We start from the raw sequence: 15,290 nt of genomic DNA on the forward strand, positions 1-15,290 counted from the left end.
GCATCTTAGCATAATTTCATCACTTCAAATACAATCTCATTCTTGTCTCATATTCAGGTTTTAGTTTTAAATATTTCCAGATTTTTCTGTCATCAGGATTACTGATTCTGTAATAAATGATCTTGTCCGCAGAATATTTAAAATAGGGATGTTCTTTCAGCCATTCTTCCGGAGCTTCAACCAGTGTATATTTCTGCACGGTTGTAGTATTGAGCTGGGCTATAGAAAGCAGTTTCTGCATTAATTCGACATTAATATTATAAGTGGACAGAATTTGCTCTTTATTGACAAATCCTCCCAGTTTTTTTCTAAAACCTATCATAGAACCGGCTGCTTTCTCATCAAAACCAAATTCAATGAGCTGCTTAAAAGTGATCGTATTTAAATCTACTTTAGAAAAATCAGTTTTTTCCTGCTGCTTTATCTTGGGTTTTGGGTTTTCATTTTGACTTATAATTGTTGCTGAATTTAATTTGATAAATGGCTTCATTTCCTCAAACTTTTCATTAGAAATCACAAAACACTTCTGAATATCTTCTAAACTTTTAAAGCTTCCTTTGAGGTTCCGGTCACGATAATTAACAATAGTTTGTGCCTGATTATCAGAAAAACCAAAAGATTTCCAGCCTTCAAGAGTCAATATATTCGGATCAAAAGATTGATACCGGATTTTTGCTGTTTCAGGTTTAAAGCTTTTGGAATAATGAGTGAAATTTGTCGGAGTCTTTTCCGGAAGAATTAAGTAAGGACTCATTTTCTGAAAGTTTTCTTCACTGATGATAAAACATTCTTTAAACTTTTCCTTGCTTACAAAGCTACCTCCAAGATAATTTTTATACTTCAAAATAGCATCGGCCTGCCTTTCGCTGAATCCCATTTTTACCCAGTCATCAGCAGAATAATGATCGGGATTAAACTTTCCGTAAATCGTTACAGATTTTTTTTCGGAGCTTTTGAAATTCCCGGTTTTTGCCTCTTTATTATTTTCAGGTAATAGAATATAGGATTCCAGTTCCGAATATTTTTCCGTGGAGACAGCAAAACATTTTCTGAACTGCTCCTTGGAAATGAATCTTCCACCTACGATCTTTTTATAATTCAGAATTGTGGCGATTTGTTTTTTGGAAAAACCTAAATGCTGCCATTGTTTTTCATCCAGAGTATTAGGATTAAAATCTGTTAAATTTAATACAGGATGAGTTTCAGAAATGAATTTAACTTCAGGGAAATTTTCATTTCCGGCTTTAGAATAATTCTGAAAGGCTACGAGAAAGAGCAGGAATATACCTAGCCCTGCAATTTTTGCATAATAATTCTTTTTCATCATAACGTAAATTTAATACTATGACATATTAAATCTAACGATGTGTGAAATAATTTGAATTTTAGTGTGAATGATTTCCGAAAATCAAACGCCTTCAGAATCTCTTTCTGCTAATGAATCTTTAAGTTTTAAAAGTTCTGCTTTTACGAATTCCAGACGGTCAATTAAAGTAACAGTTTCAGAAATTTTGCTGTTGGTTGTTAATGCAACACGGGCTCCGTCTAATGTATAGCCTTTTTCTTTCACCAAATGATAAATCATCTGTAAGTTGCTGATGTCTTCCGGAGTGAAGTATCGGTTCCCTTTTTTGTTCTTTTTAGGTTTTATAATAGGAAATTCCTGTTCCCAATATCGTATTAATGAAGTGTTTACATCAAACGCTTTTGCAACTTCTCCTATTGAATAATACAGCTTATCGGGTAAATTTATCTTCATTTTTTGAATCCTAATCTTCAAAGATAAAAATTTTTAAAAAACACTACAAATATATAGGGTATGTTTATGTTTTCCTGAAGTCATAATGTAAAAATAACACTGGATTCCCATGGAATTCCTTTTGTTTTCGTTATTTTTGATTTAAAATAAAAATTACATTTGGATTCTATTTCAGTCCTCCATATCGATCTCTTTCAATCGGGGAAAAGTGCCTCTGATTTTTATTTCAGCACATTGCAAAATCATCTCATTGTTGGGCATCGCCATCTTGAAAAAGCACACCGTCATGATTTTTATGCGACTATTTTATTTACAAAAGGAACCGGAATTCATGAGATTGATTTTCAGAGATATGAGGTTTCTGCAGGAAGCCTGTTTTTTATGTCTCCCGGACAAATCCACAGCTGGGAGCTTTCAGAAGATATTGAAGGTTATCTTTTCTTCTGTTTACAGGATTTTTATGAGATGCATTACGTAAATCAGAAACTGAGGAGTTTCCCGTTTTTCGGATCGGTTAATTTTCCCAGGAAATTACAGCTTGATGAAGCTGAACTAAAAGAAAATTTCAATTTGTTTCTAGAGTTGGAAAGAGAATATCACAGTCAGGATGCGATGAAAAACGGATACATACTGTCCCTAATGTCGCAGATTTTTATAAAATCAATAAGGCAGTTTTCCAGAGATTTTAATGATCTTTCTTCTTCGGTAAGTATTTCCTATGTTAAACATTATCAGGATTTTGAAAATTGGGTGGAGCAATATTTTACTAAAGAAAAATCGATTGCTTTTTATGCTTCATTAATGAATATTTCTTCCAAACATCTTAATCGTATTGTTCAGACGGTGGTGCAGAAAACGGCAACAGATGTAATTACCGAGAGAACAATTTTGGAAGCCAAAAGAATGCTGATGTACCTGGATGAAGGTTTGGTAGAAATTGCTTTCCGGCTAGGTTATGAAGAGTATTCCTATTTTGTGAGAGTATTCCGAAAGACCTCCGGAATGACTCCCACACAATTTATTAAAAAATACAAGGTTTAATAGTCTTGGGTTAAAGTTTTCCTGCTCTACAGTAAAAGTTTGAAAGGCCCTTCAAATATGGTGTCAAAAGAATCTACCATTTCGCCCTTTTCATCAAAAACTCCGATGGTCATATTTTGTTTTGAAAATTTGATGTCTTTTTCAGGAAAGGTGATATTGATATTTCCTTTTAAAATCTGATCTCCTTTTAAAATAATCGTACTTGAACCGAAAAAATCTATTTCTCCATTTTTAGGAGAGATTACTTTAAGAGTCAATGTCTTTTTCTCATTTGTCTTATTTAATAAAGTGTAAATAAAAGAATTGGTGATTTTTCCATTCCTGATGAAAAAGGTAGATCCTGCAGGTTTAATAAATTTTGCTTCCATTGTGCCTCTGTCGTACATTAGAAAACCTAAAAACCCAATCAGCAAGCAGAGAAATGCTGCGGTAGCTTTCATCCTGGATGTAAATCTGAATTTTTCCTGATTCTCAATTTCGGCTTCTGTGGCATAACGGATCAAACCTTTTGGAAGTCCTACCTTTTCCATAACCTCATCACAGGCATCGATACATGCGGTACAGTTTACGCATTCCAGTTGCTGTCCGTTTCTGATATCAATTCCGGTAGGACAAACCACCACACATTGGTGACAATCGATGCAGTCGCCTTTTCCTACAGCTTTTCGGTCTTCATTATTTCTCCATTTTGAACGATTTTCTCCTCTTTTAAAATCATAATAAACATTAATGGTTTGTTTATCAATTAAAACTCCCTGAAGCCTTCCATAAGGACAAACGAGTGTACATACCTGCTCACGCAGCCAGGCAAAAGTAAAATAAAAAGCTGTGGCAAAACCCATCATTCCCAAGAACTTCAAAGAATGATCTATAGGTCCCTCTGTGATTATTTTAAAAACTTCTTCATATCCTACAATGTACATAAACATGAAATTGGTGATGATGACCGATGTTAATGCAAAAACAGACCATTTTGTAATTCTTTTTCTGATTTTTTCAGCATCCCATTCTTGCCGGTCGAGTTTCATCTGTTTATTTCTGTCTCCTTCGATCCAATATTCTATTTTTCTGAAAACGCTTTCCATAAAGATGGTCTGCGGACAGAACCAACCGCAGAAAATTCTACCAAAAACGACAGTGAACAGCATCACGAAAATTACAGAAGTTACAGCGCCTAAAGCCAGAATGAAAAAATCCTGAAGATAAAAAGGCTGTCCAAAAATGAAAAACTTTCTGTCTATGACATTGAACAAGAAAAAAGGATTGTTATTGATTTTAATAAACGGCAATCCGAAAAATAGAGCGAGTAAGAGGTAACTTAAATAGTTTCTATAATTTGTATATTTTCCTTTTGGCTTTCTTGGAAAGACCCATTTTCTTTTTCCGGATTGCTCCATAGTTCCTACCGAATTTCTGAAGTCTTCATAAATTGTTTCCGTCGGCTGCAAGTTGTCGGATTGTATATTCATTGTAGTGGAAATTGTATTAAATGATGTACAGAAAGCTTTTTTGTTTTAGTAAATACTCATTTCATAATTTTTAAATGGAGTTATTTTATTGTCTCTGCTCCTGCAAATCTCTCAATTAAATAGTTTTTCTACTAATATTATCTTCTTCTTAAATAGTATTATTAGGACATTTTATTGGATAATATATTTAATGCTTCAAAATGAAAAAATAATCTTTGAATCCGATTTTACATGTTGTAAATTGTGCCTATTAAAAAATGTGTGCAGAATGAAAAAAATATTGAAAACCGGCTGGGTTGGTTTGGTTTTAGTATTACTAAGTTGTCAATCAGTAAATAGTAGCAAAATGTTTTATGATGGTGTAAAGCCCGAAAAAGTTTCTGACCAGTTCAGTTTTACGGAAGGTCCGGCTTCGGATAAAAATGGGAATGTATATTTTACCGATCAGCCCAATGATAAAATTTATTATTGGGATTGGAAAACCAATACAATTGTTGAGTTTTTAGATAAAACGGGCAGAGCAAACGGAACCTATTTCGATAAAGATGATAATCTGATTACGTGTTCGGATGATCAGGGAGAAATCTGGAAAATTTCAAAGAATAAAAAAGTAGAAGTTTTATCCAAAGGTTTTGAAGGAAAAAGATTAAACGGACCTAATGATCTGTGGATAGATGCTTTTGGAGGAATATATTTTACCGATCCTTTGTATGAAAGAGATTATTGGGTGAATTTTAAACAGGAAATTCCTCAGAAAAACCTGTACTACAGAAATAGAGAAGGAAAGATCTCAAAACTGGAAACGTTCACTCAGCCCAATGGAATTATAGGAAGCGAGAAATTTAAAAAATTATACGTTTCAGATATTGATGCAGGAAAAACCTATGTATATGATATTCTTGGCGAAGGAAAGCTTTCTGAAAAGAAACTTTTTTGCGAAATGGGCTCAGACGGAATGACGTTGGATAAATTTGGCAATCTTTATCTGACAGGAAACGGAGTATCAGTTTTCAGTAGGGAAGGAAAGAAAATCTATCAGATCCCGATTCCTGAAAAATGGACTTCTAATGTAACTTTCGGAGGTGAAAATGGAAATGTTTTATTTATTACCGCTTCGGAATCGGTATATGTATTGCCAACAAAAGTAAAAGGAGTACAATAAATATTGAGGTTAAGGCTGAGATTATAAGTATACCATTAATTTCAGCCTTAACCTCAATTTAAATTTTAGGTTTAATAAGCAACTTCCATTTTTACTTTTTTACCTTTCAACTTTTCGTGGCTTAATCTTTTTAAAACATCAGTCACTCTATTTCTTGCAACGGCAACATAAGATGTTGTGTCTTTTACTTCTATCAAACCAAGTTCTTCCTTTTGCAGGTCTCCTTTTTTAAGTAAATAACCGACAATATCAACTTTGTTGACTTTATCTTTTTTACCTGCACTGATGTAAATAGTCTGGAAAGGTGTTTTTCCTGGAACTTTATTAAATCCGGCAACGCTTTCTTCGGGGGTATTATTTTTAATGAAAGGAAAATTTTCGTCTTCCGTCATAATAAGATAAGCAAAACCTTTAGCATTCATTCTTGCGGTACGACCGTTTCTGTGGATGAAAGCGTCTTCTTTTGGAGGCAGCTGATAATGTACAATAGATTCAACTTCGGGAATATCAAGACCTCTTGCAGCCAGATCGGTTGTAATTAAAATTCTTGCGGAATCATTTCTGAACTTCAATAAAGCACGTTCTCTTTCATCCTGTTCCATGCCGCCATGAAAGGTTTCTCTGTCGATTCCTTTTTCACGTAGAAGCTCAGAAATACGGTCAACGGCTTCACGGTGATTGCAGAAAATCAACGTTCTCTTGTTTCCGATTTTACAGATTAAATTAAAAAGTGTGTTCAGTTTTTCTTCTGGAATGGTCATCACTTTTTTTAACTGAATATCAGGTTTTACTTCACTTAATTTTAAAAAATCAATGGTTTTCTCATTTTTCAATCCTGTAAACTTTGGAATTTCATCCATTGCAGTTGCCGATGTTAAAATTCGTTGAGAAAGTCCTTTTAGGGAATTGGAAATAAATTCCATATCATCATGGAAACCCAGTTCCAGCGCTTTGTCAAATTCATCGAGAACTAAGGTCTGAATCGTTTTGGGATCAAAATTGTTGTTTCTTAAATGATAGACAACTCTTCCCGGGGTTCCGATCAGAACAGCCGGAGCTTCAATAAGGTTATTGACTTCAATTTTTTTATCGTGACCTCCATAGCAAACTGAAACTTTAAAGTCTGTTCCCATAGCTTTGAAAACCTGCTCAATTTGCAATGCCAGTTCTCTTGCAGGAACCAGAATTAACGTCTGAATTCCGGAAGTATTTTTCTTCAAATTTCGAAGAACGGGAAATAAAAATGCCAGTGTTTTTCCTGAACCTGTTGGAGAGAGCAGGACAACGTCCTGTTGATTTTCTGTGGCTTTATAAGTAGATTTCTGCATTTGATTCATTTCCTGAATCTGCAGTTTTTTGTAAATAGATTCTAATTCCATTTTGCAAAGGTAAAGGATTTAAAGATTAGTAAGAATTATCTTATATGGAAGAAGTAGATGATTCCGTAATGTTGGGTTAATATTCTATTAATGGATTTATTTTCTTTTGATTTCGCAGAAATGCAGTATTAGAAGGGCTTTTAATGCTATTTGCTTTTCTTTTTGCAGATTGTCTTTAATTTTTTTTTAAGAAAATGTTAAATATTTTGTTATGTAATGTTATCTGTATGTTAATGTCCTGAAAAGTTATTGAGGATAATTTTGTCCTGAAAATTTGAAGTATAAAAAAATGAAAAGAATAATCTGTGCTATTGCATTTTTATCTTTTAGTTTGGCTTTCTCACAGGAAACAAGCTCCAAGATATTCGGCAGGCTAAAAGGAACAACTTCTGAAATGACTGTAAAGGTAATACATGTGCCTACCAACAGTACATTTGAAACAAAAAGTAACAATAAAGGACAGTTCAGTCTCGAAAATTTGCAGCCGGGAGGTCCATATACCATTGAAATTTCTGATGGTTCGCATGTTATTTATTCGAATAATAATGTTCAGCTTTCTCTGGGGAATAATGATCTGCCGGTAGTTGAAGTAAAAGATAAGGAAAAAGTGATTGATGAAGTAAAACTGACTTCAAAGAAATCAAACACAAAATTTGGAGTAGGGATTACTCAGGCACAGATTTCAGGACTTCCTAATATCAACAGAGGAATTCAGGATGTTACAAAGCTTATTCCTCAAAGTGCTAATAATTCTTTCAACGGGACCAATTTCCGTTATAACAACGTAACTATTGACGGTTCTATCAACAATGATGCGATTGGTTTCAGTCCTTCTTTGGGAGGCCAGACAGGAACTTCGGGAATGCCGGGAAGCAGTACACGTTCTAATTCCATTAGCTTGGATGCAATTCAGGATGTTCAGGTATATATTGCTCCTTATGATGTAAAGCTTGGGAATTTCCTTGGAGGAAGTATTAATGCAGTAACAAGAAGCGGAAGTAATAATGTGGAAGGGTCTTTGTATATGTACGGACGTAATGCATCTATTACGGGGAATAACAGGGTAGGAGACAATTCTAAAATGCCAAGTTCTTTTGAAGATTTTATTTACGGGGGAAGAGTAGGGCTGCCTGTTGTAAGAGATAAAGTATTCTTATTTTCTAATATAGAATACACTAAAAGAACCGATCCTGTTTTCTATAATGCGAATCAGTCTAATGCATTAATTAATGATGCAGTCGCACAGCAGATCACTGATTTTGTGAAAAATAAATACAATTTCAATGTAGGCAGCTTCAACGATTACAATAACTTCTCTGAAAGTTCTAAGCTTTTCAATAAGCTAGACTGGAAAATTAATGATAAACACACTTTATCCATTAAAAATAACACGGTATTTTCTCAAGCATCCAATCTTGAAAGAGATGGAGCCAATTTCCGTTTTTCGAGCATGGATTTCGTACAGAAGAATACTGCTTCTACCACTACATTGGAATTAAAGAGCCGTTTTAATGATAAATGGAATAATAATTTAGTTTTAGGATATTCATCGATTCATGATTACAGGGATCCGACATCTTCAAATGCCATGTTCCCGCAGGTTGAGATCGCTTATAACGGAGGAACGATTCTTTTAGGAAACGACAGGGAAGCTACCGTTTTCAATATGAAGCAGAAGACTTTTGAGATTACTGATAATTTAACATATAAAACAGGACATCACACATTTTTACTAGGGACTCATAATGAGCTGTACAATATCGATTATGGTTTTGTAAACGCTCTTAACGGTAGAATTTCTTATAAAAGCTTAAATGATTTCTTCAATTCAAATCCGGCAAGGATAAGAGGAACTTATTCTCTGAGCGGACAAGGAAGAAATGATTTATTTGATAGTCCTTATGCGCACTATAAAGTAAATTTACTTTCGATGTATTTTCAGGATGAGATCAACTTGGGAAGGTTGAGATTAACTCCTGGAGTAAGAGTTGACTATACCGATTTGCCCAACAAACCGCTTTTAAGTCCGGCAGTAAAGAATTCTCCTCAAGATGCTTATTATGGTAATACTTATACTTACACTCCTTTAAGCCAGCTTACCAATGATTATCTTAACAAACCTACTATATCTCCAAGATTAGGATTCAATTTAGATCTTACAGAAGACAGATCTGTAGTATTAAGAGGAGGATCCGGAATTTTTGTGGGAAGAATCCCTTTTGCATGGTTAGGGTATGCTTATTATAATGACGGAGTAGGTTTCGGAAGTTATGATTATAATCCACCTTCAGCAGCACAGCTTGCAGCTAACGGAGATCCTTTGGTAAGTGGAAATTTCCCGAAATGGCAGAATTCTTCTAAAGTTCAGGTCGATCTTATTGACAACAATTTTAAAATGCCGAGAGTATGGAGAAGCTCATTGGGTCTGGATTATACACTTTCCGGATATAAATTTACTTTAGAAGGTATTTATACGAAAGTATTATATGATCTTAAATTCCAGCAGGTTAACAAAACAGATAATGTAAACTATTACAGCTACGATGTAAATCATCAGATGCCGATATATACAACCAATATCAATAGTGGCTTTTCCAATGCTTATATGCTTTCCAACACAAAAGAAGGCTACAGATATAATCTAACAGCTCAGCTTTCCAAGTCTTATAACTTTGGGTTTAATTTCTTTGTAGCATATACTTATGGCGATGCCAAAGATATTACAAACGGAATCCGAAATTCAATGGAAAGTAACTGGCAGATGAACCAGTCTTTGACTCCAAATGATCCGAAACTGACAACTTCAAACTTTGCCATCAAAAACAGGGTAGTAGCGAATTTAGGATATGGATTAAATCTTTCTGAGTCCAACAGATTATCTGCGAATGTTTATTTCAATGCACAGTCCGGAAATCCGTTTTCTTGGGGATTTGTAAACAGCACGATTGCTAATACGGGACAGGCGGCTGGTCTTGCCTATATCTTTAAAGATGCAGCCGAGGCAGTAAAATATATAGTTCCAATAAAAGATGGAGCAGGGAATGTTATTGTAACAGCGCAGCAGCAGATTTCAGATTATGAAAACTTTATCAACGGTAACAAATACCTGAGCAGCAGAAGAGGAACATTTACAGAACGAAACGGGGATTTTACTCCATGGAATATTCAGGCGGATTTCAGAATTATGGATGAAATCAGACTAAGCGAAAAATCTAAAAATACAATCCAGATTTCATTAAGTATCATTAATCTTACTAATCTGTTGAACAAAAACTGGGGTAAAGTGTATTTTGTTCCTAATACATTTAACTCAACGGCAAGTGTAGGATTGACTAAAGTAGGAAATGTAGCCTCAGGACAACCTGGAGCAGGAGATCCTACTTATAATTTTACCACTCCTGGTCTGCCATATACAATTGATCAGTTTGCATCGAGATTTCAGGCGCAGCTAGGTATTCGATATAATTTTTAATTTTCTTTCACTTTTTACTTTATATATTCTTTCAAGACGAGTCCGGATTTCTTTCCAGGCTCGTTTTTTATATGATTGATTTTAAATTGATTACAATAAAGTTGAAGATGATGGTGAATATTGCTTATCTCAAATAAATTTTGTATATTTGCACCCACTTTTGTGGCGAGAAGGTTTGAAGAGTAAATTACTAAAAATTAATTACTTCCGTATTTTTTAATCCGCATTTATCAAACCGTTAAAAAAGAAGGAATACAAATTTTATTAGAAAATGTCAAAAGAGACAAATTCAGCAGAGGTTTTATTAAACCAAAACGTAGCACCAGAACAATTTGATTGGGATTCTTTCGAATCAGGTCTTGATGCAGATGCGAGAAAAGAAAAAAGCGATTTAGAAGAAATTTACAACGGATCTTTGAACAACCTAGACGATAACGACGTTTTAGTTGGAAAAGTTGTAAGATTAACTGATAAAGAAGCGATCGTAGACATCAACTTCAAATCTGAAGGTGTTATTTCTCTTAACGAATTCCGTTACAACCAAGGCCTAAAAGTAGGTGATGAGGTTGAAGTAATGGTTGACAGAAGAGAAGACAAAACAGGTCAGTTACAATTATCTCACAGAAAAGCTAGAACATTGAAAGCTTGGGATAAAGTAAATGAGCTTCACGAAACTGGAGAAATCGTAAACGGTTTTGTGAAATCTAGAACTAAAGGAGGTATGATCGTTGACGTACACGGAATCGAAGCATTCTTACCTGGTTCTCAAATTGACGTTAAGCCAATTAAAGATTACGATCAGTTCGTAGGTAAAACTATGGAGTTCAAAGTTGTGAAAATCAACCCTGAGTTCAAAAACGTAGTAGTATCTCACAAAGCATTGATCGAAGCAGATATCGAAGGTCAGAAAAAAGAAATCATCGCTCAGTTAGAAAAAGGACAAGTTCTTGAAGGTACTGTTAAGAATATTACTTCTTACGGTGTATTCATTGACTTAGGAGGTGTTGATGGATTGATCCACATTACAGACCTTTCTTGGTCTAGAGTGAACCACCCATCTGAAATCCTTGAGGATGGACAGACTGTAAAAGTTGTTATCCTTGACTTTGATGATGAGAAAACAAGAATCCAATTGGGTATGAAGCAATTAGAAGCTCACCCTTGGGATGCTCTTTCTGCTGACTTGAAAGTAGGTGACAAAGTAAAAGGAAAAGTAGTAGTTCTTGCTGACTATGGTGCATTCGTAGAAATCGCTCCAGGTGTAGAAGGATTAATCCACGTTTCTGAAATGTCTTGGTCAACTCACTTGAGATCTGCAGGTGACTTTGTAAAAGTAGGTGATGAAGTAGAAGCTGAAGTACTTACTTTAGACAGAGAAGAAAGAAAAATTTCTCTTGGTATCAAACAATTATCTAAAGATCCATGGGAAAACATCGAAGCTAAGTATCCGGTAGGATCTAAGCATGTAGGAACTGTAAGAAACTTCACTAACTTTGGTGTATTCGTAGAGTTAGAAGAAGGTATCGACGGATTAATCTACATCTCTGATCTTTCTTGGACTAAGAAAATCAAGCACCCATCTGAGTTCTGTGCAGTAGGTGATAAATTAGATGTTGTAGTTCTTGAATTAGATATCCAAGCTAGAAGATTATCTCTAGGTCACAAACAATTGACTGAAAACCCATGGGATGCTTTCGAAACTAAATATGCTGAAGGAACTATCCACGCTGGTAAAGCTGTAGAAGTTCACGATAAAGGAGCTTCTGTACAATTCGAAGATGCTGAAGTTGAGGCATTCTGCCCATCAAGATTATTAGAGAAAGAAGATGGATCTAAAATCAAAAAAGGTGAAGAGGCTCAATTCAAAGTAATCGAATTCAATAAAGAATTCAAGAGAGTAGTAGTTTCTCATACAGGTATCTTCAGAGATGAAGAGAAGAAAAATGTAAAAGAATCTGCTTCTAGAAATGTAACTTCTTCTTCAAATAACGAAGAAAGATCAACTCTTGGAGATATCGATGCTTTAGCAGAATTGAAAAGAAAAATGGAAGAAGGTAAATAATCTTCATCACGTTTAAAATATTAAGCCACTCATTTGAGTGGCTTTTTTGTTTTTATTCCTAGAAAATTAAGGATTTATGGAGTTTGTTGGTTTATTATAAATTCACTTTTTAGGGAGTATTGGTGAAATGAAAAAAATAATTATATATTAATGTGATTATTTTAAATAAAATGATAATGGATTATTAATTATTTGTAAATTAGCGCCTTTATTAGTTGAAATGAAAAAAATAATTCTACCTGTTTTGATTGCTGTATTATCAGCAATACCTTCCTCCTTATTTTCGCAAGACAACGAAAAGCTGATTAAAGATTATATTTCTCAAAATAAATTAAGAGAATATAAAAAATCAGATCTTGCTAATTTTATTGTTGATAATGTAGACACCTCAAAATCCTTAAATGGAAGTGTTGTAAAATTTCAGCAAACTTATAATGGTCTTCCTGTATATAATGCAGAAGGTACAGTTCTTATAAGAGATAATAGGATTATTTATTACACTGATACCTTTTTAAAAGATTACAGTTCTTCCGCTGCAAATAGTGTTAGTATTAGTAAAACTGCCGCTCTTCAGAAAATTTCGGAAAATCTTCAAAAACAAAAGATCGTAAACTATCCTATTTTAGGTTTTCTTGATGCAGAACCAGAAACAGGGAATGCTGCTAAACAACGTTTAGTTTATGTAAAAGATGGTGATGTTTTGAAATTGGCCTATCAGTTTTCCCTTCCGGAGCCAGATGCATCAAATTATTGGGATATTCTTGTAGATGCAACTAATGGAAATATTATTAGTAAACTAGATTTAAATCTGTCATGTAATTTCCGTAATGATGCCTTTTCACATGATTTTACTGATTATCAAAGTGAATCTGTGGGACCTTTAAACGGAAGCCAGCAAAAATTTTCGCTTTTAGTACCTGATAATGCTTCATATAATATTTTTCCATTACAACTGGAAGCTCCTACATTTGGTTCGAGAGCTATTGTTAGTAATCCTTGGAATTTGACTGCTTCTCCCGAAGGTTGGCATTATGATGGAACTACCCATTACACAATTACAAGGGGGAATAATGTATATGCTTATGAGGATACTTTAGCTTCAAATACACCTGGAGTTTCACCTGATGGAGGAGCTTCAAGAAATTTTAATTTCCCTTTTAATATTTATGGTGATTCTGTTACTAATCAAAGTGCAGCCATCACTAATTTGTTTTATATGAATAATAAAATGCATGATATCTTTTATGCATTTGGCTTTACACCGACAGCAAGAAATTTCCAGAATACTAACTTTGGCCTTGGTGGAGTTGGAAATGATTATGTAAATGCTGAAGCACAAGATGGAGGAGGTACTAATAATGCAAATTTTGCATCTCCTGCTGATGGAAGTAAACCAAGAATGCAGATGTATCTTTGGTCTGCTGTAAACCATTTATTTTTTTATAATGCACCAACGAGTGCACAAGCAAGATATCCAGCGGTTGGAGTTGCTGCAGCACCTGCTCCACAATTAACAGCAACTGGAGTGATGGGCGATGTGAAAGCATCTCCGGTGGATGAAGGATGTACTGCTTTGCCGGGAGGTTCCTTAACAGGTAAAATAGGTTTGGTGAAAAGAGGAAACTGTAATTTTGATGTAAAAATTAAGAATTTACAAAATGCAGGTGCAATTGCAGCGATTATTTATAATCAGGCCCCGAATACGGCTATTAATAATATGAGTATTACAGATGCAACTGTAGCAATACCAGGCGTACTTATCACAAATGAAGAGGGTACCTACATTACAAATCTACTTTCTGCTAATACTACTGTAAATGTTACACTAAAAAATGATCCGGCATTATCAATGACTCCGGATGGGGATTTTGATAATGGAATTATTTCTCATGAGTATGGTCATGGAATTTCAAACAGATTAACAGGAACAGGTTCTGGATGCCTAAATTCATCTTTAGATAAAGAACAAATGGGTGAAGGCTGGTCTGATTTCTTTGCTTTAATGCTTACTAATGGACCAAATGCAACAGCGGCAGTTCCGAGAGGAATCGGAACGTATGTTATGGGGCAATCTAATGATGGTGATGGAATTCGTCCGTTTAAATATTCGCCCGATTTTGCGATTAATCCTGCAACTTATGGCAATACTAACGGATTGGAGTATAATAGTAATGGTACTATGGTTCCGGATGTACACTCAATAGGGTTTATTTGGGCAACAATGTTGTGGGATCTACACTGGCAATATGTAGCTAAATATGGGTATTCTTCAGATGTAATGACAAATACAACAAATGGTAGTTCTAGAGTACTTCAATTAATTACCGATGCATTAAAACTTCAGGTATGTAATCCAACATTTATTGATGGGCGAGATGCTGTATTGGCTGCTGATTTGGCTACAACTGGTGGTGCTGATAAATGTATGATCTGGAGAACTTTTGCGAAAAGAGGTTTAGGAGTAAGTGCTTCTGCAGGATCTAAAACGAATATTAATGACCAGATTGAAGACTTCACAGTACCGGCAGAATGCGTATTGGCAACGGATGAAGTTAAATCTGTTAAGGCTAATACTATTTCAATATATCCGAATCCGGCTAAAAATGAATTCTTTATTAATTTCCCGAGTAATACTTTAGGGAAGGTAAGTGTAGAGATTTATGATATGTCAGGTAAATTAGTCTCTTCCGAAGATAAAGTTTCTCCAGAAGATAAAAAGTCAATTTCAACTGAGAGATTAACAACTGGAACATATATTGTAAAAGTTAAAGGTATTGGTATTGATACAGCTTCAAAAGTTATTGTTAAAAAATAATAGTTAATTCTATAACTTAATATAATAAAATCGCCGCGAGCAAAGCTCGCGGCGATTTTATTTATCTATAATGGTTTTATCAGCGAAAATTTTAATTATTATATCATACCTTTGCAGGCTGTTCAAAAAAT

The 15,290-nt window shown here is 34.5% G+C and carries 9 protein-coding genes; 5 read left to right on the plus strand and 4 right to left on the minus strand.

The window, feature by feature from the left end:
- Window positions 1-19: 19 nt before the first annotated feature.
- Together P0Y62_00450 and P0Y62_00455 are read right to left on the minus strand one after the other, a co-directional pair.
- Complete coding sequence (locus tag P0Y62_00450) at window positions 20-1,327, minus strand: helix-hairpin-helix domain-containing protein (GenBank protein WEK70022.1); 1,308 nt, start codon at window positions 1,325-1,327, stop codon at window positions 20-22.
- 81 nt (window positions 1,328-1,408) lie between these two features.
- Entirely contained in the window at window positions 1,409-1,759 is a 351-nt protein-coding gene (locus P0Y62_00455; protein ID WEK70023.1) for a MerR family transcriptional regulator, read from the minus strand.
- A gap of 159 nt (window positions 1,760-1,918) precedes the next feature.
- On the opposite strand from P0Y62_00455, the gene P0Y62_00460 reads away from it, so the two are divergent.
- Complete coding sequence (locus tag P0Y62_00460; protein WEK70024.1) at window positions 1,919-2,800, plus strand: helix-turn-helix transcriptional regulator; 882 nt, start codon at window positions 1,919-1,921, stop codon at window positions 2,798-2,800.
- 26 nt (window positions 2,801-2,826) lie between these two features.
- Here the strand turns inward: P0Y62_00460 and ccoG are convergent, their stop codons facing one another.
- On the minus strand, window positions 2,827-4,269 hold the full coding sequence (gene ccoG / locus P0Y62_00465; GenBank protein ID WEK70025.1) for a cytochrome c oxidase accessory protein CcoG: 1,443 nt from the start codon (window positions 4,267-4,269) through the stop codon (window positions 2,827-2,829).
- Window positions 4,270-4,537: 268 nt separating this feature from the next.
- Here ccoG and P0Y62_00470 point away from each other — a divergent pair, with 268 nt between their 5' ends.
- Window positions 4,538-5,431 carry an SMP-30/gluconolactonase/LRE family protein gene (locus P0Y62_00470; GenBank protein ID WEK70026.1) on the plus strand — a complete coding sequence of 298 codons (894 nt, stop codon included), beginning with the start codon at window positions 4,538-4,540 and terminating at the stop codon, window positions 5,429-5,431.
- A gap of 71 nt (window positions 5,432-5,502) precedes the next feature.
- On the opposite strand, the gene P0Y62_00475 is transcribed toward P0Y62_00470, so the two are convergent.
- Window positions 5,503-6,810 carry a DEAD/DEAH box helicase gene (locus P0Y62_00475; protein WEK70027.1) on the minus strand — a complete coding sequence of 436 codons (1,308 nt, stop codon included), beginning with the start codon at window positions 6,808-6,810 and terminating at the stop codon, window positions 5,503-5,505.
- 289 nt (window positions 6,811-7,099) lie between these two features.
- Between P0Y62_00475 and P0Y62_00480 the strand changes: the two genes are divergently transcribed.
- From P0Y62_00480 to P0Y62_00490, 3 genes are all read left to right on the plus strand, one after another.
- Window positions 7,100-10,282 (plus strand): TonB-dependent receptor, encoded by a 3,183-nt coding sequence (locus P0Y62_00480; protein ID WEK70028.1) that lies wholly within the window; start codon window positions 7,100-7,102, stop codon window positions 10,280-10,282.
- A gap of 271 nt (window positions 10,283-10,553) precedes the next feature.
- Window positions 10,554-12,344: a 30S ribosomal protein S1 gene (gene rpsA / locus P0Y62_00485; protein ID WEK70029.1), complete on the plus strand. Its 1,791-nt coding sequence runs from the start codon at window positions 10,554-10,556 to the stop codon at window positions 12,342-12,344.
- Between the two features lie 220 nt (window positions 12,345-12,564).
- Window positions 12,565-15,159, plus strand: a complete 2,595-nt coding sequence (locus P0Y62_00490; protein ID WEK70030.1) for a T9SS-dependent M36 family metallopeptidase — start codon at window positions 12,565-12,567, stop codon at window positions 15,157-15,159.
- The last annotated feature ends 131 nt before the right edge of the window (window positions 15,160-15,290 follow it).

The organism is Candidatus Chryseobacterium colombiense, from assembly GCA_029203185.1.
Taxonomy (GTDB): Bacteria; Bacteroidota; Bacteroidia; order Flavobacteriales; family Weeksellaceae; genus Chryseobacterium; species Chryseobacterium colombiense.

Coding starts and splice junctions, on each gene's coding strand:
- P0Y62_00490 (WEK70030.1), top strand. CDS start 12,565: ATGAAAAAAATAATTCTACCTGTTTTGATTGCTGTATTATCAGCAATA.
- P0Y62_00455 (WEK70023.1), bottom strand. CDS start 1,759: ATGAAGATAAATTTACCCGATAAGCTGTATTATTCAATAGGAGAAGTT.
- P0Y62_00470 (WEK70026.1), top strand. CDS start 4,538: ATGAAAAAAATATTGAAAACCGGCTGGGTTGGTTTGGTTTTAGTATTA.
- P0Y62_00480 (WEK70028.1), top strand. CDS start 7,100: ATGAAAAGAATAATCTGTGCTATTGCATTTTTATCTTTTAGTTTGGCT.
- rpsA (WEK70029.1), top strand. CDS start 10,554: ATGTCAAAAGAGACAAATTCAGCAGAGGTTTTATTAAACCAAAACGTA.
- ccoG (WEK70025.1), bottom strand. CDS start 4,269: ATGAATATACAATCCGACAACTTGCAGCCGACGGAAACAATTTATGAA.
- P0Y62_00475 (WEK70027.1), bottom strand. CDS start 6,810: ATGGAATTAGAATCTATTTACAAAAAACTGCAGATTCAGGAAATGAAT.
- P0Y62_00450 (WEK70022.1), bottom strand. CDS start 1,327: ATGATGAAAAAGAATTATTATGCAAAAATTGCAGGGCTAGGTATATTC.